Source organism: Streptomyces sp. NPDC026515, assembly GCF_055567595.1.
The window spans coordinates 113,598-139,031 of record NZ_JBVHQD010000022.1 but is presented as its reverse complement, the minus strand read 5'-3'; the positions used below and the strand labels follow the sequence as shown (position 1 = coordinate 139,031).

Sequence of the window (25,434 nt, the reverse complement as noted above, 5' to 3'; positions counted from 1 at the left end):
CGGAAGACGGTACCTCCGGAGCTGACCGGCTGAAGCAATGACGGCAAGGCCGTTCGCAGCGGCCCGGGTCGACCGCATACGGGCGAAATATCAGATGGTTTCTACCGTAATGTTCATTTCGGCGAGCCCGCGGACGGTGTTGTTCAGATGGCGTGTTGGCTCACCAGCCGGAATGAATCGGGTAACCCGTTCGGCGAGTGACGCCAGGACGGCGTGTGCCTCAAGGCGGGCCAGGCCCTGGCCCGCGCAGCCGTGCAGGCCGTAACCGAACGCAAGGTGATCGGCGGCGTCCCGAGTGATATCGAAGGTGCCGGCAGTATCGCCGTAGTGCCGTTCGTCGCGGTTCGCCGACCCGTACATGACGACGACGCGAGCACCAGCGGGTACCTGTACCCCGTCGAATTCCACCGGCTGCCGGGTGACCCGGGTGAACGACTGGACAGGGCTTTCGAGACGGAGTACCTCGTTGAACGCAGCCGGGATGAGGCTGGCGTCCGCACGAAGCAAGTCCCATTGCTCGGGAAAGCGGGTGAACAACCAGACCGCTGAACCGATGGCGTTGACGGTGGTGTCCATGGCCGCACTGGTGTAAGCCGCCAGCAGGATGGGAGCCGATGCCCGTTCTATCAGTCCGGCGTCAGCTGCCTCGAAGATCGCCCGGCCCATGCTTCCTTCCAGCAGGTCGGTGCCCTGGACGCTGTGCAGCCAACCGAACTGCTCATTGACCAACGGGAACGCGTCGGCCATACGAGCGTTACGCGGGCCCATCGCGTTGAACCACCCGTCCCCCCAGGGCAGCAGGCGGGGCCGCACATCGTGCGGGATGCCGATGAGGTCGGCGACGATCGAAGGTGGGAACACCTGCGCCAGATCACCGACTGCATCGAACGATCCTCTGCGAACGAGGCGATCGACAAGCGCGTCCGCCTGGCTGCGGATGTCGACACTGAGCTTGCGCAGGGCACGGGGGCTCAGCCGCTCGGCGAGAACACCGCGAAGCGTGTCATGCAACGGCGGGTCGGACGCGAGAACCGTGCCGGCCATTGCCGCGTTCACGTCGTCGTTGAAACCGACGCCCTCTGCAGAGGTGAAGCGTTCCCAATCGCCCAGGATCTCGCGGACCTCGCGATACCGAGGGATGGCCCACACTCCCGTTGTCGGCAGCCACACGGCCGACGCTTCGTCCCGAAGCGATGCGTAGGCGGGGTAGGGGTCGTCCAAGAGGGCGTCGGAGAACAGGTCGATGTCATCGAAGGATCGGGGTGAGACGGACGTCTTCATTGACTGCCTTCTTCCTGGACGGCGGCGCTCTGCGCCGCGAGCTGGTGAAGTCTCGAGACGGGGATGCGATAGTTGACCGCGGCGGCCGCACACGGTCGGCCTTCCTGCCGCCATTGCAGCAGGGCCTTGCCGTCGGCCATCGAGCCCTTGACAGCCTCCGGTTCCCCGATCACCGGCAGCTGCCCGCAGACCTTGACGGCCAAGCCGAACTGTTCGGTCCAGAAGTAGGGCATCGGTCGATGGATGTCGCAGTCGTCACCCCTGAGCAGGGCCGACGCGGCTGCTCGGGCCTGTTCGACCGCATTGGACCAAAGCGGCGTGCGGCGGACACGATCCCCGAAGGGAAACGCGACCACGTCACCCGCCGCGACGATCTCCGGGGTGACCCGGCAGCGGGAGTCCACCCGCAGCCCTCCTCTGTCGGCGAGCCCCGTCCCGGCGAGCCACTCGGTGTTCGGCAGGCAGCCGACAGCGGTAACCACGAGGTCACCCGCTATCGAACGGCCATCGGAAAGCCGTACCGCCGTCATGCCGTCCCGGTGGACCAGACTGGCGCCGCCCGAGTCAAGAACGATCTTGACTCCGGCGCCTTCGGCCGCAGCCGTGAACATCTGCGACAGGTAGGGGCCGCATTGGGCGAGCATCGGCGGCGCTTGATCGACGACGGTGACGTCCAGACTCATCCGGGCCGCGGCCGAGGCGATCTCCATCCCCATGACCCCGGCGCCCACGATGACCACGGACGGGCGCGAGGCGAACTCGTCCCGGAGCCTGGCGCAATCATCCGCGGTGCGCAGCACTCGTTCGCGAATACGGGAATCATGTACGCCGCCCAGGTCGGCCAGCGTCCGCGCTCGGGCGCCGGTGGTGATCACGAGGCCGTCGTATGGAAGGGTCTCGCCGTCATCCAGACAGATCCGTCGTAGCTCGGTACTCACTGAACGGACCCTTGCGCCCGGCACGAATTCCGCGGCCCCGGCCGCCAGAGCCGGAAGGTCCGCATCGGACAGCGCCGCCTCTCCGCGGAGGATCGCCTTCGACAGTGGCGGGCGGGCGTAGGGTGCCGCCTTCTCGTCTCCCAGCAGAGTGATCTGACCTTCATGACCGAGCCGACGCAGTTCCTCGACCGCCGTCAGACCAGCGATGGAGGCGCCCACGACCACGATCCTCCCCCGTCGGGAGTCCATGTTGGCCGCCACCTTCAGCCGTCGAGCGACAGCGCGGCGACCGGGCAACTACGGACGGCGGCCGTCACCGACTCCGCCAAGTCCGCGGGCACCGTCGGCTGATCGATGACGAGCTCACCGTCATCGTCAAGGTGAAGCAGGGAAGGAGCCTTCGACTCGCAGAACCCGTATCCCTCGCACCGACTGCGGTCCACACTGATTTTCACGGCGACTCCTTCACTGATGACGTTCCGGATACTCAAGATCCGGGCTTGCTACGGGCGTTTCAGACGCCCCCAGGGACCGGAAGCCGGAGCGCGCGCTCGGTGTGTCCAGGGAGCCCTGTTGGCGGCCGGTTCGTGCCCCGGACCCGATGGAACTGCTGAGCAGCTCATCGGCGGGCGCCGACTCCTCGTCGCCCAGGGCGATCAGGTCCAGCCGTACGCTGGCCGCGTGAACGGATGTGCGGGACGTGAGGTTCCGGACACCTCGCGGCGGTGAGGAAGGTGACGCCACCGTTGTCCACGACAGGCGTCGCGCCCTGTTGCCCTCGTATGAATCGATCACCCGGTCGGAGGGGCCAGCTTCACCCGGGATGCGGTTCATGCCGAGGACGGTAAGGCCGTATACCCTGCGACAAAAGGCGATTATCGTCGATGGCTGTCATCAACGACGTCGATGTTTCCCTGTCAGCGCGTTCATAGGCTCTTGGCAGACGGTCCGCCGCGTCGTGAGACCGGACAGGTGGGGACCCTGCAGCCCCGGGACCTGTCCCCGAGCGGCGGACATCTCTGAGCCCGGCCCCGCGGGGGGGCAGGAGGAAGGATGGCGTGATGGACCGTGAAGAGCTGCATAGGCTCGACCTGAATCTGCTGCTGTCGTTCGACGCGCTGATGGCCGCGCAGAGCGTCACGAAGGCCGCCGAGCGCATGTCCGTCGGACAGCCGGCGATGAGTGCCTCACTCGCTCGGCTACGCAAGTTCTTCAACGACCCACTGCTGGTACGCGAGGGCAGACTCCTCGTCCCGACGGTCCGGGCACTCCAGCTGATCGAGCCGATCCGGGACGCGCTGGACACGATCGAATCCACGGTACGCGCCAGCCGCACGTTCGACCCGCAGACCGATCGCCGGACGTTCACCGTCATGGCCAGCGACTACGTTCTGCTGCTCCTGCTCCGTCGGCTCCTGTCCGAGCTGGAGGGGGAAGCGCCGAACATCCGCTTCGTCGTCCGGCCCATTTCTGCGGATTTCCGCGAGCAGATGAGCCGGTCGCAGCTCGACCTTCTCATCTACCCCGAGGAGCTGGTGCCGGAGGGTTTTCAGGCCAACTCGGCAGGACTGTTCACCGACCGTCTGGTGTGTGCGGTCGACCGCGACCATCCAGAGGTGGGAGAGCGTATGACCGAGGAACAATTCCGCACGCTGCCATACGTGTCCTACGGCGGAGCATCGCTCCGCACGGTCAGCGAACTTCGCTTCCTCGAACTGGGCCTCGACCGCCCGATCGAGATCGGCACCCAGAGTTTCGTCATTCAGCCGCTGATGCTTCCCGGTTCTCGGCTCATGGCGTTGCTCCACGAGCGACTCGGCCGGTACTTCGCCGACCAGGTGGGCATCCGGCTGCTTGATCCTCCTTTCCCCCTCAGGCCGATGCGCGAGGCAATGTTCTGGTCTCCGGGCGCCGATGCCGACCCGGGGCACCAATGGCTGCGCGCGCGGGTCCTGCGTGCTGCTGAAGTGTTGGAGAACCAGGCTGGCGGTCATCACATCGACGACGCTGATGTATCGCATCGATAGTCATCGCTAACCACTTACGTGTCGGCGCGGTTAACGTCCCATGTCATCGACAGGACCCGCGCCCGGTTCGGAGACGCCAGCGCACCCGCTTGCCCGGCGTGCCCATCGCGGCGGCACGCTCGTGGTCCCTGTCGATGCCACGGATGGCCCATCGAAGTGGGGACCCATGAAACAGGCAGCGAAGTCACCGATCACCCGCGTGCGGCATGTAGCACTCGCCGTTCCCGACTTCAAGAAGACCGCCGAATTCTACCGCACGGCCTGGGGCCTTGAGGTGGCGCACAAGGAGTCGGACGTCGTCTTCTTCGCCACGCCCGGGCACCCTGAGCAGTACATCCTCCGGGTGCGCGAGGACGCCGCCAAGAGGGTGGACCTGATCGCGTTCGCCGCAGAGAACTCCTCGGAAGTCGACGCGCTCGCCCAGCGACTCGGATCGGCAGGAGTGCGGCTGGCGACCGAGCCCGGCACCATGGCCACACCGGGTGGCGGCTACGGGTTCCGGTTCTTCGACCCGGACGGCCGGCTCATCGAGGTCTCCAGCGATGTCGAACAGCGGGCTTCCCGCGCCCTGGAGCCGCGGGAGTCGATCCCGCAGAAGCTGAGCCACGTCGTGATCAACTCTCCCGACGTTCAGGCCACCAAGCGGTTCTACGAGCAGCACCTCGGCTTCCGGCTCTCCGACTGGCTCGAGGATCGCATGTGCTTCATGCGCGTTCGGGAGGATCACCACATCCTCGCTATCGGTCAGGGGCCGCACACGTCGCTCAACCACGTGTCTTTCGAGATGCGCGGCATCGACGAGTTCATGCGCGGGACCGGACGACTGATCCGCCAGGGCAAGGAACCGGTGTGGGGGCCCGGCCGGCACAGCGCGGGCGACAACACGTTCACCTACTTCACCGACCCGGTGGGCAACGTCGTCGAGTACACCACCGAACTCGAGCGGATCGAGGACGACGAGACCTGGCAGCCGCGCACCTTCTCCACCGAACCGGACGTCGCGGACCAGTGGGGTACCGCTGGGCCGTTCGAACCGATGGTCCCGGCGATGTTCAACTCCCCCGACCAAGGGCTGTGGACCCCCTCCCCTCTCTAGCCGACCCAGGAAAGGAATCACCGAGATGACAAGAGTTCTGATAGTCGGCGGTGGCATCAGCGGGCTGGCCACCGCCCTGCTCCTGTCGCGGCAGGGAGACGAGGTCGACCTCGTCGAGAGGCAGGAGCGCGTCGAGACCCTCGGTAGCGGCATCACACTCATCGGCGCCGCACTGCGCGCCCTGGACAAGCTCGGTGTGTACGACGAATGCCTCGCCAACGGCTTCGGGATCTCCGACTTCGACACCTACAAGGCCGACGGCACCCTGGACTCCAGCTTCCCGCTTCCCTCGCCCGTCGGCTCCGACGAGCCCGGCATGATCGGCATGATGCGCCCCACACTGCACCGCATCCTCCTCGACCGTGCGGCGGTGGAAGGCACCACCGTTCGTACCGGGACCTCGCCGGTCCGTGTCGAGCAGGACGCGGACGGCGTGACCGTCGAGTTCAACACCGGCGCGACCGAGGTCTACGACGTGTTGATCGGAGCAGACGGCTTCCGATCCACCGTTCGTGATCTGGTCTTCGGCCACATGACGCCTGAGTTCCAGGGCCAGGGCATCCTGCGGGTGGTACTGCCGCGTCCGGCCGAGGTGGTCTCCGAGATCCAGTTTCACACCGTCGGTGACGTCTTCATCGGGTTTACACCGACTGCGCCCGACCGCATGTACATGTACATCACGTTCCCGGTCGAGGAGGGCTACCGCCCGGATCGCGCCGAGCTGGTGGAGCTGGCCCGCAAGCGGATCGAGCCTTTCGGTGGCATCGCAGCGCTAGTCCGCGAGGACATCCGCGAACCGGAGCAGATCAACTACACCTCCTTCGAGACCATGGTGGTTCCCGCTCCCTGGTACCGCGGTCGGGTCGCCCTCACGGGCGACGCCGCACACTGCCCGACTCCACACCTGGCCGCCGGTGCGGCCATGTGTCTGGAGGACGCGGTCGCGCTCGCCGAGGCGCTGGCCACCGCCCCCACGCTGGACGAGGCCCTGAACGGCTACAGCGACCGCCGGCACCCACGCTGCAAGTTCGTCGTCGAGACCGGCAACCAGCTCAGCTACTGGCAGACCCACCCCGGCACACCCGGCGCCGACCACCAAGGTGTGATCGCTGCGGCCTTCGAGAAGCTCGCCGGACCCTTCTGATGGAAGACACCACCGCCATGGACGTACCCGAGGACGACGACTTCCGGCTGCTGCAGCACTACATCGACATCTGCTCCAACTGGGGTCGCTGGGGCGAGGATGACCAGATCGGCACCCTGAACCTGGTCGGCCACGAACAGGTCCGCGCCGCAGCCCAGTTGGTGCGGCGGGGCAGAACCATCCCGCTCAGCCTGCCCTACGACCAGCGCGGCCCCCAGCCCGGGGGCTTCCGCAACAACCCGCAGCTGTACCTGACCGCAACCGGAACGGACCACGTCACGGGTGCACAGGAAGTGCTGCCTGCCGGCTGGGGCCCCGCCAAGGGGATCGGCTTCTCCGACGATGTGCTGGTAATGCCCACGCAGTGCGGTACTCAGTGGGACTCGCTGTCCCACATCTTCTGGAAAGGGAAGATGTGGAACGGTCGCCCTGCCGACCAGGTCACCAGCAAGGGTGCGCGGACGAACGGGATCGAGAACTACACCGGCCGCATCGTGATGCGGGGCGTGCTGGTGGACCTGCCGGCCCACCGCGGCGTCGAGTCGCTGCAGCCCGGCGAGGCGATCACGGCCACGGACATCACGGAATTCCTCGCGGCTCACGACCTCGACGTGGCGCCCGGCGACGCCCTTCTCGTACGGACCGGCTTCATGGCTGCTCGCCGAGGCAACTGGGGCGATTACGCCGGCGGCCATGCTCCCGGGCTGTCGCTGCACACGGCACCATGGCTGCGCGAGCACAACATCGCCGCAGTGGCCACCGACACCTGGGGACTGGAAGTCCGCCCGAACGAGATCTCCTACTTCCAGCCACTGCACATCGTCTCGCTGGTGCACGGCGGAATCGCCTTCGGTGAGATGTTCGATCTGGACGCACTGGCGGCTGACTGCGCAGAGGACGGCGTCTACGAGTTCATGTTCGTCGCGTCCCCTCTCCCGCTCACGGGCGCCTCGGGCGCACCGGTCAGCGCCCTGGCAATCAAGTAGCGCCACCCGCTCGACGAACACCACAGAGCCACAAGCTTCGCAGAGCAACGAAAGGCTGGGCCCAGCATGTTCGAACCGTTTCCGGACAAATACGTCTGGAACCTCTCCGTCGGAATCGCCCTGGCCGTAGGTGGGCAGATCGGTGAGGTCGATGTGGCCTGCCAGCCCCTCCGTGACCTCCCCGAGGGCCGTGAGGACGAGGCAACCCAGGCATTCTTCCGTTCCTGGTGCTCCGTGGCGGACACCCTGGTCGGGCTTGCTCAGGAGGACGAGAAGCACCAGCGTCGGCGCAGTGCCGGCCAGAAGTACCACCGGGCCGCCGTCTACTACCAGACGGCGGAGCGTATGCAAGCCCACAGCTACGAACCCCGTAAGGCCGTCTACCGCAAAACGCTGGACTGCTTCGCCCGGTACCTGGAACTCACCGACCAGCCCGCCGAGCGGGTCGAGATTCCCTACGAGGGCTCGAGTCTGCCCGGCATCCTCACTCTTCCGGAAGGTGCCGGGGAGAAGAGCGGCTCGGTCCCCTGCGTCCTCTTCTTCAACGGACTGGACAGCACCAAAGAGCAGATCTACGGCACCGGGACGCCCGACGAGCTACGTCGTCGCGGCATCGCCACCCTCGTGGTGGACACCCCCGGAGCTGGCGAGGCGCTGCGGCTGCGCCGGCTCACCGCCACTCCCGACACCGAGCGCTGGGCAGCGGCCTGCATCGACTACCTCACCACCAGGTCCGAGGTCGACGAGGACATGGTCGGCATGCTGGCCTGGTCCCTCGGCGGCTACTACGGCCCCAGGGCCACCGCGTTCGAACCGCGCATCCGCTTCGGAGTCGCCTGGGGCTCGAACTACGACTGGGGCCACGTGCAGTTGCAGCGCCTCAAAAACCAGGGCGCCCGGCCTGTGCCGCACTACTGGGAGCACGTCCAGTGGGTGTGGGGCTGCCAGGACCTAGACGAGTTCCTCGACCTCGCGCCGAAGATCACTCTGCGCGGCATCGTCGACAGGATTTCCGTGCCGTTCCTCGTGGTCCACGGATCCAACGATCGGCAGATCCCGGTCCACTACGCCCAGGACCTCTACAACGACCTGGTCAACAGCCCCAAGCGCGACCTGAAGATCTTCACCGAGCGCGAGGGTGGCGTCGAGCACTGCAGTATCGACAACGTCCCTGTCGTACGCGACTACATCTGTGACTGGATCGGTGAGACCGTGGCGGAACTGACCGCTGCCCGGTCCTGACCCTTCCGGATCAGGACGGCAGGGAGGGCAGTCCCCCGTACGAAGAACGAGCACGACCAGCCATGCCCGGCTGCTGACCTTGTGGAAACCCCGAAGCATCCGCAGGCGTTCGAGCGTCGGTACCGGCACGTGCACCAGTACCGGGCGAGAAAGCCGCGTGGCCTGCGCAGTCCCCTTCCTGAGACGCGACATGACCCTGGTCCATAGCGGCTCCCGTTCCCCTTCGGCGTGGCCTGGACTTGATCGACCTGAGACTCCGTGAGGCCGGCGGTTTCGGTCGCCCGAGGCACAGGCGGCCATGGTCGACGCCGAGATCCAGGCGAAGCCCGCCGAGTTTACAAACCTGATCCGGGCGCTCAAAGACCATCCCCGAAACCCCAACTGCCCCGCGGCGGCCGTGCAGAGCGAGCAAGAACCGAGTTACTACGAGTGAGGAGTCGCCATGCGCGACGCGGTTGTCGTCGACGCCATCCGCACCCCGATCGGCAAACGCAACGGGGCACTGTCCGGTCTACATCCAGTGGACTTGTCCGCGCACGTCCTGCGCGCCTTGACCGAGCGGACGAGGCTTGAGCCAAGTTCGGTCGACGACGTCGTATGGGGCTGCGTCTCGCAGGTCGGCGAGCAGACCGCGAACGTCGGCCGCTACGCGGTCCTGGCGGCCGGCTGGCCGGAGTCGGTTCCGGGGGTCACCGTGGACCGACAGTGCGGCTCCTCCCAACAGGCCGTTCACTTCGCGGCGGCAGGTGTCATCTCCGGCCAGTACGACGTGGCCGTTGCCGGCGGCGTCGAGTCCATGAGCCGCGTCCCGATCGGCTCCCCCTTCTCCGCTGGGGAGTTCGGCCGCCCCTACGGCCCGGCCGCTCTCGCCCGCTACCGCGTCGACGACTTCCACCAGGGGACGGGCGCGCAGATGATTGCCGACGAGTACGGCATCACGCGCCAGGACATGGACCGCCACGCGCTCGAGTCGCACGCCAAGGCCGCCCGTGCCACCGACACGTCCCGGTTCACCGGTCAGATCGTTCCGGTGCCCTTGCCGGACGGCAACCTCTTCACCGAGGACGAGGGCATCCGCCGCGGGGGCACCCTGGACACCTTGGGCGGGCTCAAACCCGCGTTCTCTCCCGATGGATCCATCACCGCGGGCAACGCCTCCCCGATCTCCGACGGCGCTGCAGCCGTACTCGTCACCACCAGCGCCTTCGCCCGCGCCCAGGGCTGGCAGCCGATCGCACGGGTACACACGGCGGTCGCGACGGGATGCGACCCGGTGACCATGTTGAAGGGACCCATTCCCGCTACCGCCAAGGCGTTGGCCCGCTCCGGGCTCCGTATCGACGACATCGGAGCCTTCGAAGTCAACGAGGCATTTGCTTCCGTGACCCTGGCCTGGCTCAAGGAGACCGGTGCCGACGAGTCACGGCTCAACCCCAACGGCGGCGCCATGGCACTCGGCCACCCGCTGGGCGCGTCCGGCGCACGCCTCATGACCACGCTCGTCCACCATATGCGGGACCAGGGCATCCGCTACGGCCTCCAGACCATGTGCGAGGGCGGCGGTATGGCCAACGCCACCGTCCTCGAACTGCTCTGACACACCGACACTCCACACCCCTCGGCGCCTTCGCCGCGTAGTCGCCGCATCCACGAGACCGCCCCGCCCACCGACGTGCGAGCACGCCCGAACCGGAGCCAGTACCCATGAGCACCGAACTCCCACCTCTCCTGTGGACGCCCGATCCGGCCCGCGCCGCCTCCTCCCGCCTGAGCGCCTTCCAGCAGTTCGCGGCGGCGCACCACGGTGCACCCCAAACGGCCGGGCTGTCGCCGCAAGCCGCGTACGCCACCCTTCACCGCTGGTCCGTCGAGCGTCTGGAGGATTTCTGGCGGGCCGTGACCGAGTGGTTCGACGTCCGCTTCACCAGGCCGCCGACCACGGTGCTCAGCAGTACTGCCATGCCCGGCGCCCGGTGGTTTCCCGAGGCCACGCTCAACTACGCCGAGCATGCGCTGCGTCACGGCGAGGACTCGAACATCGCCGACACCCCCGCGATCATCCACGTCGACGAGCGCACGCCCGAACCCGTCGCCACCACTTGGTCCGAGCTGCGCCGCCAAGTCGGTTCGGTCTCAGCCGAGTTGCGTGCTCTGGGAGTCCGGCCTGGCGACCGCGTGGCCGCCTACGTGCCCAACATCCCGCAGGCCGTCGTGGCGCTGCTGGCGACCGCAGCGGTGGGCGCTGTCTGGACGAGTTGCGCACCCGATTTCGGTGCGCGCAGTGTCCTCGACCGCTTCCAGCAGCTCGAGCCGGTAGTCCTGTTCGCGGTCGACGGATACCGCTACGGCGGTAAGGAACACGACCGGCGTGCCGTCGTCAAGGAACTGCGCGACGAACTTCCGTCGGTGCGTCAGGTGGTGCACATTCCCGTACTCGGTTTCGCCGCCCCCGCGGGAGCCCGGGAGTGGGAGGGTCTCACGGCGGCGCCCGCCGAGCCGGTCTTCGAGCAGCTGCCGTTCGACCACCCGCTGTGGGTGCTCTACTCTTCGGGCACCACAGACCTGCCCAAAGCCATCGTGCACAGCCACGGTGGCATCACCGTCGACCACCTCAAGCAGGCGGGCCTCCACCTCGATCTCGGACCCGGCGACCGGTTCTTCTGGTACACCTCGACGGGGTGGATGATGTGGAACTATCTGCTGGCCGGCCTGCTCGTGGGCGCAAGTATCGTCACGTACGACGGCAGCCCCAGATACCCGGCTGCCGACGCGCAGTGGCGCGTTGCAGCCGACACCGGCACCAACGTGTTCGGGACCTCCGCCGCCTACGTCATGGCCTGCGGCAAGGCCGGAGTCCACCCCGGCCAGGACCTGGACCTGGCCGACCTGCGCGCGATCGGCATCACCGGCTCGCCGCTGCCGCCGGACGGCTTCCGGTGGATCTACGACGAGATCAGCGCGGACATCTGGCTCGTCTCGGTCAGCGGCGGCACCGATGTCTGCGGTTCTTTCGTCGGTGGCGTGCCCACGCTTCCGGTCCACCTCGGTGAGATCCAGGCACCGAACCTGGGTGTCGCCGTCGAGTCCTGGAGCCAGGATGGCAAGCGGGTCGTCGACGAGGTCGGCGAACTGGTCGTGACCAGGCCGACGCCGTCCATGCCGCTGTACTTCTGGAGCGATCCGGACGATCAGCGCTACCGCGACAGCTACTTTGCCATGTTCCCCGGCGTCTGGCGCCACGGGGACTGGATCACCCACACCTCCCGTGGAACGGTCGTCATCCACGGCCGCTCGGATTCCACCCTCAACCGGCAGGGCGTCCGAATGGGCTCCTCCGACATCTACGAAGTCGTGGAGCGGATGCCGCAGATCAAGGAATCTCTCGTCATCGGCCTGGAACAGCCGGACGGCGGCTACTGGATGCCGCTGTTCGTGGTCCTCGCGCAGGGCACGACCCTGGACGACGACCTGCGCGCCGCCATCTCGAACGCGTTGCGCACCAAGTTGTCACCGCGTCACGTACCGGACGAGATCATCGCCGTGCCGGCCGTCCCCCACACCCTCACCGGCAAGCGCATCGAGGTACCGGTCAAGCGGATCCTGGCCGGAACTCCAGTGGATCAGGCGGTAAACCCAGGCTCCCTCGAAAACCCCGAGGCGTTGCGCGTCTTCGAACAGTATCGCCGCACCTGAAGACTGATGAAGTTCTTGGGTTCTGGCCCTGCTGGAGTGACCCCTTGAGGTCCGACACTTTCGTTTTATGCGGCAAGGTGGAACCGTTGTCTGTAGGGGGTCCTGGCCTGGTGTGGGGTGAGGTAGCCGATGGTCGAGTGGATCCACTCCCGTTTGAACTCGTCCGGGAAATTCCTCCGTTTTGCCACCATGGATCACTTCCCCTGGATGACGAAACATCCAGCGTCCAGGTGTCGGAATCTCGGGGGTCACTCCACCGCTCAGCGCACCCCTCGGGACTCCTCCGGCTCCATCTGGACGCGGCGGATTCACCGAGAAAGAAGAGAGCGCGCTCGATGCCGCCGGTCTGGATCAGATGGCTTCGCAGGTGCAGCAGACCTTCGATACCGTACGTACTCAATTCCCGGCATCGCCTGGCCAGCCAATTCCAGTCACAATCAAGGTAGTCGGCGGCTTGACGCAGCCTCTCGTGCGGGGTGCGGCCGGAGGTGATGCTGTGGGACCGCGCCTGATCGACGGCATGAGCCAGAGAGTTGATCTCACTCCTGCTCGTCGTGCTGTCGATATGCCAGACGGCGTCCGGGCTCAGCCAGTCGGCGACGATGGCAAGGTGCTGCGGGGCGATGATGAGTTCCGCCGTGTCGGAGTGTGCCCGTTCCCTGTGTATGTGCACCGTCAGGCCGTAGGACTCCATCAGGGCCATAGCGAGCAGCAGCAAAAGCCGTTCGTACGGCTCGCTGTCCTTGACCGCGGGTTCGGGGATGCCGAAGACACAGCCTGCCGTCCCCTCGACGCCGACGGAACACTCCTGCATCAACTGCAGTACCTGGTGCCGTTCGGCGAACAACAACCAGCCGGCGGCCTGCCCGCCGTACTGAACCCTCGACCACAGCACGGGGGCGGCATCGGCGGGGCCCAGGTGGCGCCGCAGATACGTCGCGCATGCATGCGATCCGAGCCAGGCCGCTCCGACCTCCGTGAGGTCGGGGTAGGCGGCACGAGCGGCCGCAGACCGTAGTTGGGCGAGGTGGGCTTCCAGACGCTGTTGCTCGACATGGAGGGCCTGGTCGTCGGCCAGGAGACTGTCGTCCACGTTCAACGCCGCCCAGAGCAAGGCGTAGACGAACTCGTCGAGCCGGTAGGCGCCTGGAATCGGCAGCCTGTCGACCGGCATCAACAGCTGACGCCGAGCGTGGGCGGCGTCCATGACGTAGAGGTCATCTTCCCCGCGCGCCCCCAGTGCCGCGATGAGCAGAGCCCTGCGACGAGCCCGGGTGAAGTATCGGAGGTGTTCCCAGTCCTCAGGCCCGATCACCACGGTGTCCCCCCGCGGCTCCGCCTCGTACATCTGGACCGCGACGGATGTCCCGTCCAAGATCCGCAGACCGTCGAGGTGCCACGCCCCTCCTGCGCCTGGCAACGGCCCGTTGACGGACAGATGCGAGCTGTCGAAACGGACGTCGAAGCGGTGTACGGCGGCCAGCGACACATCGTGAGGAACGCGGGCGAGTACACCTTTCCGCATCGTGGCCGGGCCCAGGAGTTCCTGCACACTGTGGCCGAGCCAGAATTCGAGGACCGTGACTGTGTCCCCGCGAGGTGCTTGCTCCCCGACCAGCCACCGTTTGAAGGTGGTCTTCGTGGTGTCCACGGTGGCCAGGCGTGGATTCCGGTAGTGCGCCGCTGCCCGGGCGCCGGCGTCCTTCAGCTGTCGCTGAAACACCTCAAATCGTAGCCACTGGCGCTTTTCCAGCACGGCGTGCAGCAGTGTTGGACGCGTCAGCGTGTCCATGGCCTTTTCCTTCTTTTCGACGTTTACTTCCCGCCGGATCTTCATTCCGGTGATGTGCAGAAAACTCTGGTGATTTCTTCGGCAGGTATTGACAGGGCCTACAATTCACCCGGAATCAGGTCAATCGGTTGGAGATATCAGGAGACGTGCCGCCCTGGCAAGGTCCTCGGGTGTGTCCACTGCCATTCCTTCGTCGGACACAGGCAGCATCCGAACCCCGTACCCGTGCTCGATGAAGCGCAGCATCTCCACGCCCTCGGTCTTCTCTAGTGGTCCCTGCGGAAGCCGCTGGAACTGCCTCAGAGCCTCACCGGTGAAGCCGTAGAGCCCCAGTTGGCGCAGATACGTCGGACGGTCTGCTCTCGGATAGGGAATCGGCTGACGCGAGAACATCAAGGCGTTTCCACCGGTTGTCAGCACGACTTTCACGACGTTGTGGTCGAGGACAGCGCCGACGTCGCCCAGCTCGGTGTAGGCGTTCACCGCGAGAGTGCCTGACCCGAGGCGGTGCAGAGCGTCGGAGACGGCGTCGATCGCGGCCGGCGCGATGAACGGCTCGTCTCCCTGAACGTTGATGTAGCCGTCGGCAGGCACGCGCTTGGCGCACTCAGCAACACGGTCGGTGCCGGTGAGGTGTTCCCGGGTGCGCAGGCATTCGATGCCCAGTCGGCGGCATGCAGCCTCAATACGTTCGTCGTCCGTCGCGACCAGCACACCGTCAAGACGCGTGGCCTCCAGACAGCGCTGGTGCACGTGCCACAGCAGAGGTTTGTCCCCAAGTAGAGCCAGGGGCTTGCCGGGGAAGCGCGAGGCACCCCATCGGCAAGGGATGACCGCGACATGGCGGCGTTCCGGGCCGTCGTGCAGGAGGATGGGCTGGCCCGGTTTGTTGTACGGGTAGACCGGCGTGAGCGGTGGACTTGCTGGAGGCGTGTTCATCGTGGTCAAGCGGTTCCACTTGCTGACGGAGATGAGTTGTCCAGGATCGCGGCCTCGTCGTATCGCCAGCAGTCGTGCTCTAGACCGTCGGCCGGCTGAGATGTCATGAGGTGCTCTTGGATGTCGCGCACATACACCGGCTGTCGGCTTCCCTTGACCACGGTGAATAGCGGATGGATCTCAGCTGCGGCCAGGTTGGCCGATAGAGATGGGTCCTCCCACATCGTGTTCAACACGTAGGCCAAGTGCCGGAGCAGCAGTTGAGTCGAGTCAGGGGTGAAGGCCACGGTACGCGCGAGCTGCGCTGCGCCATGCCCCGAAAAGTTCCTCAGCTTCACGTACTGCGCTGCGGAGTGCGGCAAGGGCCTGGCCTGCGGATCAGCGTGACCCTCCAGGTACCTCACACCCGTCCGAAGGACTTCCGTGCTGCCGTCTGTTCCGCGCTTGCCGCTGACGATCCGGCCGAGCAGTTCGGTGGCATCGAGGGCGAGGAAGAGCGATCCTAGGTGGTAGTTGTGCTCGAAGTTGAGCCCAGAGGCCTGCATGAACTCGCGCATGACACCGCAGACTTACGAGGCCTTGCACACGTATGGGTCGAGCCCGGCGATCTGTGCGGCATCGTCCCACCGCGGTGCGTCGTGGGAGAGCTGGACAGTGTGCTGAGCCAGGAGGGGACGGTAGTCCATGACTCCATGGTCCGGCCGACTTTGGGCTTGGGCAACCGCTTCACCCACTGAGCGGCGTCAAAAACCCGATCACTAACTACCAAGCGCCAGCCGATGGGTCACGTCCGAGCAATTCTGGGCATGCCCCATCCCTGCCGCTTACCTCGCCGCCAGCTACGCGACCTTGGCACCACGCCCGGCTGCCGACAGGTGTCGACTGCCTCACACCGCTGCTGGCCGGCACTGAAGCTCTGCCGCCTTTCGGATTCGGCTGCGGGCAAATGCTGTCTGCAGAAATCTTCGGGACAGATCAGCTCAACCCCTGTCACGCTTAGCCATGGCGACTGCATGGAGTTCATGGAGTTGGGACTGGCGCAGGCTGGACTGCCTCGCTGGTTGCGGCGAGCTCGTCAAGCGCGCCCGCGACTCATGGGTGGAGATCGGCGGCACGCGCTCTGGGAGCTGGTTAATCGGAACGCGCGTCGACGTAGCTCGTTCGACACGAGCGAAGACGCGAAGCAGTGGCTCGCCAAGGCGCAGACCGATACCACGCGTGGCGAATTCGTCGACCCCCGCGACGGGGCGATCCCCCTCGCCCAGTACGTCGAGAAGCACTGGTGGCCCAGCCGATCGGACGAACCGTCGACCGCCGCCCCCATGCGCAGCAAGATCTGGAACCACATCATCCCGTTCCTGGGTACAACCGCGCTCCGGGACATCGACGCTGCCGTGCTGCGCCTCTGGAAGACCCAACTGCTGACACGGGTCGAGGCGTCCACAGCCCAGGTGATCTGGATCCACCTTTCCACGATCCTCGAAGCTGCCGTCGACGACGGCCGCCTGGTCAAGAACCCCTGCAAGGCTCGCCGGACTGTCAAGGCACCCAAGCCCGCGAAGAGGAAGGCCAAGGCATGGGCCAGGCCGACCGTGGAGGCCGTCCGAGCGGGCCTCCAGGATCGATACCGCATCGCGGTGGACCTCGGTGTCGGCCTCGGTCTGCGCCAAGGCGAGGCGTTCGGCCTCGGCGAGGAGGATTTGGACTTCGATGCCGGCGTCGTACACGTCCGCCGACAGCTGCGGTGGGACTCCAAGGGACGGCCGTACTTCTGCCTGCCCAAGGGCGCCAAAACGCGAGACGTCCCCCTCTCCCCCAACCTCGCCAGGCGTGTCCGGGACCACCTGCGCCGCTTCCCTTCGGTTGCCTGCACGCTCCCGTGGCGCAACCCTGAGCTGCCGACGACCGAGTTGGAAGCGCGACAGCGCAAGCCGATCGCTGTCCGGCTGGTCCTGACCACCTCGCATGGCAATCGAATCAACTACTCGATGTGGAACAGGCTGAGCTGGCGGCCCGCACTCGCGACGGCCGGCGTACTGAAGAAGGTCGGCGAGAAAGTAAGGACGTACGGAGGCCACAGCCGTCGGTACCCCATCTACGAACTCTCCAGGGGGGACATGTTCCACGTCCTCCGGCACACATACGCCAGTACCCAGCTTGAGGCGGGCGAGTCGATCGTGAGCGTGTCGGCGTGGCTCGGGCATGCCTCGCCGCAGACCACGCTGACGCACTACGCTCACTTCATGCCCGGGGCGGGCAAGCGAGGCCTCGCCGCCATGGACGAGTGGTTCGGTCAAGATCCACAACCGAATGTCCCTGAGAAGTCCCTGGGTGCCCCGCAGGCCCGAAGCACGCCATGAAACCGCAGGTGAGGGCAGCGTTCGCGCACACTGACAACGTGTACGCCGAGTACAAGGAGCCGCTGTACGCCGCTCCCCCGCTGCTGCAGCGCATGGTCGAGGCGGGCCGCCTGGGCCGCAAGACCAACTCGGGCTTCTACACGTACGGCTGAGCACACCCCCGCTGACTACAGGGAGCGATGCTCCACGGGCCCGGCACCGCCTTCGGTGCCGGGCCCGTGTGTTTCACACGCCGTGTGCGCCCCGGGCACGCATATGCCCTGCGCACACTCTCCCCACGCGCTCACCAGGCGAGTTCACTCTTCATGCGCATGCAAAGGGATGCGGAACGACATCTTCGACTACGCAAAGGAGTGGACCCGTGGCCACCGAACCGGAGCATCCCGTGGTCCAGGGAGAACTCGCAGAGTTACGTCGCCGCCTCGATGTGGCCTACGCCCGGGTCGAGGGCGGGCTGAACCTGCTCAGCCACCGCACCAGGGAGACGGCCAAGGAGCTCGACGACCTGAACGACCGTCTCGCCCTGCTGGAGAACGCCCGCTGGCCCCTGCCCTCGATCGCCGCGCTCACCGCGCTGGGCGCCCTCGTCGTCACCGTCTGGCAGGCGCTGGCCCACTAGTCCTGACGATCCGTCAGGCGCAGGTGGTGCAGCAGGAGTAACGCGGCCGCCATGTTGGCGGCCGGGACCTCCCCGCGGGCGATCATGTCCGGGACGAGCTTGAGCGGGACCCACTCCCGGCGGTCCGACTCGAAGTCGTCCACGGGGTGTCCGACGTACTCGCCCTCGTCGGACCAGTAGATGTGGTGCCGGGCGTCGGTGAGGCCGTTGGACGGCTCCACGGTCATCAGGTGGTGCAGGGTTCCCGGCCGCCAGCCGGTCTCCTCCTCCAGTTCCCGGGCGGCCGCGACGGCGATGTCCTCGCCGTCCTCGACCACCCCGGCCGCGAGTTCCCACCCCCAGCTGTCGGTGATGAAACGGTGGCGCCACAGGAGCAGGACCTCGCCCGCCTCGTTGACCACCGTCGCCACGGCCACCGGCCGCAGCCTGATCAGGAAGTGGTCGAGATGCCGACCGTCCGGCAGCTCGACATCTGCGAGATTGACGCTGAACCAGCGGTTTTCATACACAGTTTGTTCGTTCAGTTTCGCCCACTGCACGGTACTGCCACCTTCCGCCGAGTAAGTGGCAATATCGCAGCAGGGACTCCTCAGACCTACAACGCGCCTGGACCGACGCCGGCGCGGTCTAGAGCGGCACGCGCAGCGCGCTGTCGATGAGTTCGGCGGCATCCGCGGTGCCTGCCGAACCGCTGCGCACCAGGTGCTCGCGGACCGCGCGGAGTCTGTCGCGCAGGCGCTGGGACTCCATTCCGCGGGCCTGTTCGGCCATCTGCACGGCCGTGGCCACCGCGTTGTCCGCGTTCCCCTGGCGCAGTTCGATGGTGCTCAGCATGGCCAGCCGGTGCACCCGCCCCCGGTCGTGGGCCGGGTTGTCGACGGCTGCCGCGGCGTGCTCCCGGGCGGCGGCGAGCTCGCCGAGACTGAGCAGCGCCTCGGCCACCTGCACATTGACCAGGCCGGGTTGGACATAGCCGGTCTCCTCGGGTTCGTAGCCCCGCCGGATGCGTTCGGCGGCGGACTCCGCCCGCCGGATGCAGGACAGGGCGCTCGTGCCGTCGCCGAGGTGGGCGTACGCCTTCGCCTGCATCGCGTAGAGGTCGGAGGCGAGCGCGGGGGTGATGTGCTTGCCGGCGGCGCGCAGCGCGGCCTCCGCGAACGCGACGGCCTGCCGGAACTCCCGCATGAACAGGGCCTGGTTGACAAGGAGCGCGATCACATAGGCGCCGAGCCCCCGGTCGCCGCTCGCCTTCGCCAGGCGCAGGGCCTGGTGGAAGTAGCGCTGGGCGAGGCCGTGGGCATCGGAGTCGTAGGCGCAGATGCCCACGATGGCGACCAACCCGCCGGTCGCCCGGTGCAGTTGACGCCCGGTGGCGTCCGTGTAGCTGCCGCGCAGCAGCGGTGCGGCCTCGGCGTTGAGGAAGCCGACGACCCGGGTACGGGTCGCCATGCCGCCGGCCTTGCGGTACATCTGCTCGTAGTGGGCGCGGGCGGCGCGGAGCATCTCCAGATCGGCGGGGGTGACCCGGTGCCGGCCGCCGCGCGAGACGTCCACGTCCTCAGGGGGGTTCTCCCACTCCCACACCGGCATCACGGCGGGTGTGCCGGTGACGGCGGGCACGCCGAGCATGTGCGGGCGCTGCTGTTCGTCGGACCGCCACAGTGCGGTGGCCCGTTCGACGAACCCGGAGAGCGAGGTGGTGTGCGCAACGCTGGGTTCGCCGGGCACGCCGAGGCCGATGTCGTCGAGGGTGACCGTACGGTGCAGCCGGGCGGCGAGTACCTCGCAGATCAGGTCGGGCACCTGGCCGCGCGGTCGCTGGCCCTTCAACCAGCGGGCCACGGCGGTGTGTTCGTAGCGGAGCGAGAGTTCGCGGGCCCGGCCCGCCTGGTTGACGTGGGCGGCGAGACCGGCGTGCGAGATCCCCGCCTCGTCCAGGATCGCGTCGAGCAGAGAGTTGGGCTGCATGACATGCCCCCCGAGTGGCCTGGTGTCGTCAGCGTAGTGCGTGGCTGTTCACACGGGGTGTGAACGGAGTACGCGCATCCGCAGTGTGCGCGCGCTGTCGCGGAGCGTGTCGGGCCGGTTGACTGAACTGCCTCGCAAGAGGCCGGCCGGGCCGCCGGCTCCCCCCTCGTACAGTGCGGTGGCCTGGCCGTCGGCCTGGCGGACGGATCGGAGGTCAGCGGTTCGTTGTCGGCTGCGGGTGCGTGGTGGCGGCTCGCCCAGTTCCCCGCGCACCCAGAAAGGCACGTTGCTGTGCACGCTCGTTGTTCAGTACAAGGAGTGCGATGTCGTCGGCAGGGCGGCCGTCGGTGTGGTGGAGCAGGGCCGTGAAGACCGTGCGGAGGATGGCCTGCGGGGAGGCCGAGGGCTCTCGCGCCGCTGCCGCCAGCGCCTGGGGCAAGGAGAAGAACCGCCCCCTGGCGTCTCTCGCGTCCTCCGCTCCGTCCGTGTACAGGACCAGCGACTCGCCGGAGTGCAGGCGACCGAAGTCGGTGGCGGCCGGGTTCGCCGGGAGGGGGAACGGGCCGAGGGGCGGCAGCGGCTCGGCCCCGGACAGCGGCACGACCCGTTGCCCGCACAGCAGATACGGCCACGGGTGGCCGCAGTTGATCGCCCGTACGCCGCCGTCCCCGGCGATCTCCAGAAGCAGCAGGGTGACGAACTCCTCGGCGACCGGATTGTCCGGGTCCACGCCGCTCGAGGGATGTTCGGCCCTCGCCCGTTCTCGCAGGTGTCTGGCCAGGGCGCGGTCCAGCCGGCCGAGCACCCGGCCCAGTTCGGGCTCGTCGTGGGCGGCCTCGCGGAAACTGCCGAGGACGGCGGCGGCGGTGCCGGTGGCGGCCAGCCCGTGCCCGCGTACGTCGCCCATCACGACCCGTACTCCGTGCTCGGTGGCGACGGCCTCGTAGAGGTCGCCGCCGATGGCCGCGCCCCGGTCGGCGGAGAGCTGGGCGGCGGCCACGTTCAGCCCGGCGAGCCGGGGCGGCAGGGGCCGCAGCAGCACGCTCTGCGCGGCGCCGGCGACCTTGCGGGCCTGCCGCAGCTCCCGGAGCAAGGTCCGCCGGACATGCAGTATCAGCCCGGTGCCGACCGCGAGGAAGACGGCGCTGGTGACGATGCGCGCACCGAGCCCGTGCTGCTCGGCGAGCGGGCATCCGAACTTGTACGAGACCGCGACGGCGCCCCACGCCGTGGGAAGCCCCAGGGTGAGCGCACAGCGCGAGTGCCGAGAGCTGTTCCGGGGCCGCCTTCTGTGGGGAACCCCAGCCTTGATGCGGATCATGCCGATGGCCCCCAAGTAGGCCCTGACAGAACAGACGGACCGACCTCGAAAGGCCAGTCCGATTCTGTCGACGGCATGCCCCGAAAAGGCCATGTCCCAGGTGGATCCCACCCAAATGAGTGATCCACCTGGAGACGTCTCCAGGCAGGCGCCCCGAGGGGCGCGGGGAACCGCGCGACCAGCCGCGCCGAAACCCGCACCCGGCCGGAACGCGCGGCCCCCACGGCGCTAGCCGCGCAGCACCGCCCCCGTACGCTCCCCGGCCAGGGCGACCGCCGCGTCCCGCGCAGCCGACGCCTCGTCCACGGTCAGCGTGCGGTCGGAGGCCCGGAACCGCAGCGCGTACGCCAGCGACTTCTTCCCGTCACCGAGCTGCTCGTCCTTGACGTACACGTCGAACAGCCGGATGGCCTCCAGGAGTTCACCCGCGCCCTCGCGCAGCGCGGCCTCGACCTCCGCGGCCGGTACCGGCTTGTCCACCACGAGGGCGACGTCCTGCGTGGCCATCGGGAAGGCCGAGATGCTCGGCGCCTGCGGCGTGCCGTCGCCGGCCTGCTCCAGCGTGTCCAGGTCCAGCTCCATCGCGCAGGTGCGCGCGGGCAGCCCCAGCGCCTTGACCACACGTGGGTGCAGTTCACCGGCGTGGCCCACGACCCGCTCGGTGCCGTCGGCGACGACCACCAGCTCGGCGCACCGGCCGGGGTGCCACGGGCCGTACTGGCCGGACCGCACGGTCAGCCCGGTGCCGGCCTCACGCGCGACCGTACGTGCCGCCTCGACCGCGTCGGCCCAGTCGGCCGGACGGCCCGCGCCCCACCAGCCGGCCTGCTCGCGCGCGCCCGCGAGGACGACGGCGACATGGCGCGGCTGCCCGGGCAGCACGGCGTCCAGCGCGGCGAGTTCCGCCTCGCTCGGACGGCGGTCCACCGGCAGGTGGCCGGCGACGCCCTGCTCCTCGCGCGGCAGGAAGACCAGGCCGGTCTCGAAGAGCGCCAGGTCGTGCGCGCCGCGCCCGTCGTTGCGGCGCAGCGCACCGAGCAGACCCGGCAGCAGCGAGGTCCGCAGCGCGGGCTCCTCGTCGTTGAGCGGGTTGGTCAGCCGGACGACCCGGCGGGCCGGGTCGTCGGCGGCCAGACCCAGCTGGTCGAAGACCTGCTCGCTGACGAACGGGTAGTTCGGCGCCTCGACGTAACCGGCCCCGGCGAGCGCGCGGCCCACCCGGCGGTGCAGCCGCTGGCGGTGGGTCAGGCCCCGGCCGGACCGCGGCCTGGGCAGCGTGGAGGGCAGGTTCTCGTAGCCCTCCAGGCGGATGACCTCTTCGGCCAGGTCGTTCTGTTCGAGGAGGTCGGGCCGCCAGGACGGCACGGTGACGAGCAGTGCGTCCTGTCCGCCCGTCGCCCGGCCGCCACCCCCCGACGACGCGTTCCACGCGGCAGGATTTCCATAGACGTCGCAGCCGACCTCCTGGAGGCGGCGCACGACGGTCTCCCGGCCGTACTCGACGCCCGCGACCCGGTCGGGGTGGTTCGCCGCGAGGGTGATGGTGTGCGGGGCGGACGGCGCGATGACCTCGGTGACGCCGGCATCGGCGGTGCCGCCGGCGAGCAGCACCAGCAGGTCGACCGTGCGCTGCGCGGCGGCGGCCGCGGCCTGCGGGTCGACACCGCGCTCGAAGCGGCGGGAGGCCTCGGAGGACAGCTTGTGACGACGGGCCGTGCGCGCGATGGCGACGGCGTCGAAGTGGGCCGCCTCGATCACCACGTCGGAGGTGGCGTTCTCGAGGTCCTCGTGGTCGGCGATCTCGGTGTCGGCGCCGCCCATGACGCCGGCGAGGCCGATCGGGCCGCGGTCGTCGGTGATCACCAGGTCCTCGGCGTGCAGCTGCCGCTCGACGCCGTCGAGGGTGACGATCTTCTCGCCCTCGGCGGCGCGCCGGACCCCGATGGTCCCCTGGACCAGGTTGCGGTCGTAGGCGTGCAGCGGCTGGCCGAGTTCCATCATCACGTAGTTGGTGACGTCGACGGCGAGCGAGATCGGGCGCATGCCGACCTTCTGCAGGCGGCGCTGCAGCCAGATCGGGGAGCGGGCCTCGGGGCTCAGCCCGGTGACGGTGCGCGCGGTGAAGCGGTCGCAGCCGATCGGGTCGGCGACCTGGACCGGGTAGCCGAAGGCGTTCGGTCCGGGTACGTCGATCAGCGCCGGGTCGCGCAGCGGCAGGCCGTAGGCGATGGCGGTCTCGCGGGCCACACCGCGCAGGGACAGGCAGTCGCCGCGGTTGGCGGTGACGGCGATGTCCAGGACCTCGTCGACCAGTTCGAGCAGCTCGACGGCGTCCTTGCCGACCTCGGTCTCCGGCGGCAGCACGATGATGCCGTGGGTGCCGTCGGAGCCCATGCCCAGCTCGTCGCTGGAGCAGATCATGCCGTGGGATGTCTTGCCGTACGTCTTCCGCGCGGCGATGGCGAAGTCGCCGGGAAGCACCGCGCCCGGCAGCACGACGACGACCTTGTCGCCGACGGCGAAGTTGCGGGCGCCGCAGACGATCTCCTGGGGCTCACCCGTGCCGTTCGCCGTACCGACGTCGACGGTGCAGAAGCGGATCGGCTTCTTGAAGCCCTCCAGCTCCTCGATGGTGAGCACCTGGCCGACGACCAGGGGGCCCTTGAGGCCGTCGCCGAGCTGCTCGACGGTCTCGACCTCCAGACCGGCCGAAATCAGCTTGGCCTGCACGTCGCGGCCGGTCTCGGTGGCCGGCAGGTCGACGTACTCCCGCAGCCAGGAAAGCGGGACCCGCATCAGATCTCCATCCCGAACGGCCGGGTGAACCGGACGTCACCCTCGACCATGTCTCGCATGTCCTCGACGTTGTGGCGGAACATCAGCATCCGCTCGATGCCGAACCCGAAGGCGAAGCCGCTGTACCTCTCCGGGTCGACACCGCAGGCGGTCAGCACCCGCGGGTTGACCATGCCGCAGCCGCCCAGCTCGATCCAGCCCTCGGAGGAGCAGGTACGGCAGGGCCGGTCCGGGTTGCCGACGGACTCGCCCTTGCAGACGTAGCAGAGCATGTCCATCTCGGCGGACGGCTCGGTGAAGGGGAAGAAGTTCGGCCGCAGCCGGGTCTTCATGCCCTCGCCGAACAGCGACTGGACCATGTGGTCCAGGGTGCCCTTGAGGTCGGACATGGTCAGGCCCTCGTCGACGGCGAGCAGCTCGACCTGGTGGAAGACCGGGGTGTGCGTCGCGTCCAGCTCGTCGGTGCGGTAGACCCGGCCCGGGCAGATCACGTACACCGGCAGCTCGCGGTCGAGCAGCGAGCGGATCTGGACCGGCGAGGTGTGGGTGCGCAGCACGACACCGGACTCGGTGCCGCCCTCCGGGCCCGCCACGAAGAACGTGTCCTGCTCACCGCGGGCCGGGTGGTCCGGGCCGATGTTGAGCGCGTCGAAGTTGAACCACTCGGCCTCGACCTGCGGGCCCTCGGCGACCTCGTAGCCCATGGCAACGAAGATGTCCTCGATGCGCTCGGACAGGGTCGTCAGCGGGTGCCGGGCGCCGGCCGGGACACGGTCGTGGGGCAGTGTGACGTCCACCGCCTCCTCGACCAGCACGCGGGCGTCCCGCTCGGCCTCCAGCTCCTCCTGACGGCCGGCGAGGGCCTTGTTCACGGCGCCGCGGGCCTGGCCGACCAGTTTTCCGGCGGCGGCCTTGGCGTGCGGGGGCAGGGCGCCGATCTCGCGGTTGGCGAGCGCCAGCGGGGAGGTGCCCCCGGTGTGGGCGACCTTGGCCTCCTGGAGCGCGTCGAGGGAGCCCGCGGCGGCGAAGGCGGCGAGCGCCTCGTCCCGCATGCGCTCGATCTCTTCCGGTTTCAACGCCTCGACCTCGACAGGGTCGTACGACTTATTGGGTGCCGACATCTCTTCCCGTACTTCCGTTTGTCCCCCAGCTGACGCTGGGAGGTGCCCCCAGGCGGTGGTCCCCAAGACCGTTGACCGGCCCTGTGCGGGACACAAAGGTGCCAAAGGCCG

The 25,434-nt window shown here is 68.0% G+C and carries 21 protein-coding genes and 1 pseudogene; 11 read left to right on the top strand and 11 right to left on the bottom strand.

The genetic code is table 11. The features are described 5' to 3' along the window. Positions 1-90: 90 nt before the first annotated feature. From ACZ4O3_RS35935 to ACZ4O3_RS35925, 3 genes are read right to left on the bottom strand one after another with little or no spacing between them, the layout of a single operon-like run. The gene (locus ACZ4O3_RS35935) at positions 91-1,281 is read right to left on the bottom strand and encodes a cytochrome P450 (protein WP_384992903.1); all 1,191 of its coding nucleotides are present in this window, start codon (positions 1,279-1,281) and stop codon (positions 91-93) included. Further along, positions 1,278-2,438 (bottom strand): NAD(P)/FAD-dependent oxidoreductase, encoded by a 1,161-nt coding sequence (locus ACZ4O3_RS35930; RefSeq protein WP_467726345.1) that lies wholly within the window; start codon positions 2,436-2,438, stop codon positions 1,278-1,280. Before ACZ4O3_RS35930 ends, ACZ4O3_RS35935 begins: the two co-directional genes overlap by 4 nt. Positions 2,439-2,482: 44 nt before the next feature. Further along, positions 2,483-2,674: a ferredoxin gene (locus tag ACZ4O3_RS35925; protein ID WP_384992908.1), complete on the bottom strand. Its 192-nt coding sequence runs from the start codon at positions 2,672-2,674 to the stop codon at positions 2,483-2,485. A 606-nt stretch (positions 2,675-3,280) separates the two neighbouring features. On the opposite strand from ACZ4O3_RS35925, the gene ACZ4O3_RS35920 reads away from it, so the two are divergent. The 8 genes from ACZ4O3_RS35920 (at position 3,281) to ACZ4O3_RS35885 (ending at position 12,407) form a co-directional block, all read left to right on the top strand. Further along, the gene (locus ACZ4O3_RS35920) at positions 3,281-4,246 is read left to right on the top strand and encodes a LysR family transcriptional regulator (RefSeq protein WP_467726343.1); all 966 of its coding nucleotides are present in this window, start codon (positions 3,281-3,283) and stop codon (positions 4,244-4,246) included. Positions 4,247-4,412: 166 nt separating this feature from the next. Beyond that, positions 4,413-5,342 carry a VOC family protein gene (locus ACZ4O3_RS35915; protein ID WP_467726341.1) on the top strand — a complete coding sequence of 310 codons (930 nt, stop codon included), beginning with the start codon at positions 4,413-4,415 and terminating at the stop codon, positions 5,340-5,342. 25 nt (positions 5,343-5,367) lie between these two features. Then, a complete protein-coding gene (locus ACZ4O3_RS35910) occupies positions 5,368-6,486 on the top strand; it encodes an FAD-dependent oxidoreductase (RefSeq protein ID WP_384992916.1) in 1,119 nt (372 codons plus the stop codon). A 17-nt stretch (positions 6,487-6,503) separates the two neighbouring features. Continuing rightward, on the top strand, positions 6,504-7,472 hold the full coding sequence (locus ACZ4O3_RS35905; protein WP_467726360.1) for a cyclase family protein: 969 nt from the start codon (positions 6,504-6,506) through the stop codon (positions 7,470-7,472). A 66-nt stretch (positions 7,473-7,538) separates the two neighbouring features. Further along, positions 7,539-8,714 (top strand): alpha/beta hydrolase family protein, encoded by a 1,176-nt coding sequence (locus tag ACZ4O3_RS35900; protein WP_467726339.1) that lies wholly within the window; start codon positions 7,539-7,541, stop codon positions 8,712-8,714. A gap of 298 nt (positions 8,715-9,012) precedes the next feature. Then, a complete protein-coding gene (locus ACZ4O3_RS35895; protein ID WP_384992923.1) occupies positions 9,013-9,147 on the top strand; it encodes a hypothetical protein in 135 nt (44 codons plus the stop codon). Between the two features lie 9 nt (positions 9,148-9,156). Continuing rightward, the gene (locus tag ACZ4O3_RS35890) at positions 9,157-10,311 is read left to right on the top strand and encodes a thiolase family protein (RefSeq protein WP_467726337.1); all 1,155 of its coding nucleotides are present in this window, start codon (positions 9,157-9,159) and stop codon (positions 10,309-10,311) included. A gap of 107 nt (positions 10,312-10,418) precedes the next feature. Next, entirely contained in the window at positions 10,419-12,407 is a 1,989-nt protein-coding gene (locus tag ACZ4O3_RS35885; protein ID WP_467726335.1) for an acetoacetate--CoA ligase, read from the top strand. Here ACZ4O3_RS35885 and ACZ4O3_RS35880 read toward each other — a convergent pair. The 3 genes from ACZ4O3_RS35880 to ACZ4O3_RS35870 form a co-directional block, all read right to left on the bottom strand. After that, positions 12,304-14,244, bottom strand: a complete 1,941-nt coding sequence (locus ACZ4O3_RS35880) for a hypothetical protein (RefSeq protein ID WP_467726334.1) — start codon at positions 14,242-14,244, stop codon at positions 12,304-12,306. The two genes, ACZ4O3_RS35885 and ACZ4O3_RS35880, sit on opposite strands and share 104 nt — an antisense overlap. A 75-nt stretch (positions 14,245-14,319) precedes the next feature. Then, entirely contained in the window at positions 14,320-15,138 is an 819-nt protein-coding gene (locus tag ACZ4O3_RS35875; protein ID WP_467726358.1) for a 3-deoxy-manno-octulosonate cytidylyltransferase, read from the bottom strand. A gap of 5 nt (positions 15,139-15,143) precedes the next feature. After that, positions 15,144-15,695: a hypothetical protein gene (locus tag ACZ4O3_RS35870; RefSeq protein WP_467726332.1), complete on the bottom strand. Its 552-nt coding sequence runs from the start codon at positions 15,693-15,695 to the stop codon at positions 15,144-15,146. A gap of 456 nt (positions 15,696-16,151) precedes the next feature. Here ACZ4O3_RS35870 and ACZ4O3_RS35865 point away from each other — a divergent pair, with 456 nt between their 5' ends. The 3 genes and pseudogenes from ACZ4O3_RS35865 to ACZ4O3_RS35855 all read left to right on the top strand — a co-directional run bounded on the left by ACZ4O3_RS35865 (position 16,152) and on the right by ACZ4O3_RS35855 (position 18,117). Continuing rightward, the gene (locus ACZ4O3_RS35865) at positions 16,152-17,498 is read left to right on the top strand and encodes a tyrosine-type recombinase/integrase (RefSeq protein WP_467726330.1); all 1,347 of its coding nucleotides are present in this window, start codon (positions 16,152-16,154) and stop codon (positions 17,496-17,498) included. 32 nt (positions 17,499-17,530) lie between these two features. Continuing rightward, positions 17,531-17,650, top strand: a pseudogene (locus tag ACZ4O3_RS35860) (3-hydroxyacyl-CoA dehydrogenase family protein); the annotation flags it as partial. Between the two features lie 209 nt (positions 17,651-17,859). Further along, a complete protein-coding gene (locus ACZ4O3_RS35855; RefSeq protein ID WP_362723904.1) occupies positions 17,860-18,117 on the top strand; it encodes a hypothetical protein in 258 nt (85 codons plus the stop codon). Here the strand turns inward: ACZ4O3_RS35855 and ACZ4O3_RS35850 are convergent. The 5 genes from ACZ4O3_RS35850 to pheS form a co-directional block, all read right to left on the bottom strand. After that, positions 18,114-18,656, bottom strand: a complete 543-nt coding sequence (locus ACZ4O3_RS35850; protein WP_362723906.1) for an NUDIX hydrolase — start codon at positions 18,654-18,656, stop codon at positions 18,114-18,116. The two genes, ACZ4O3_RS35855 and ACZ4O3_RS35850, sit on opposite strands and share 4 nt — an antisense overlap. 88 nt (positions 18,657-18,744) lie before the next feature. Further along, complete coding sequence (locus ACZ4O3_RS35845) at positions 18,745-20,085, bottom strand: transcriptional regulator (RefSeq protein ID WP_362723909.1); 1,341 nt, start codon at positions 20,083-20,085, stop codon at positions 18,745-18,747. Between the two features lie 214 nt (positions 20,086-20,299). Beyond that, positions 20,300-21,406, bottom strand: a complete 1,107-nt coding sequence (locus tag ACZ4O3_RS35840; RefSeq protein WP_467726328.1) for a PP2C family protein-serine/threonine phosphatase — start codon at positions 21,404-21,406, stop codon at positions 20,300-20,302. A gap of 228 nt (positions 21,407-21,634) precedes the next feature. Beyond that, complete coding sequence (gene pheT / locus ACZ4O3_RS35835; protein ID WP_467726326.1) at positions 21,635-24,202, bottom strand: phenylalanine--tRNA ligase subunit beta; 2,568 nt, start codon at positions 24,200-24,202, stop codon at positions 21,635-21,637. Further along, positions 24,202-25,323, bottom strand: coding sequence for a phenylalanine--tRNA ligase subunit alpha (gene pheS / locus ACZ4O3_RS35830; RefSeq protein ID WP_384992271.1), 1,122 nt, complete (start codon positions 25,321-25,323; stop codon positions 24,202-24,204). The genes pheT and pheS overlap by 1 nt, the downstream gene beginning before the upstream one ends. Positions 25,324-25,434 lie beyond the last annotated feature (111 nt).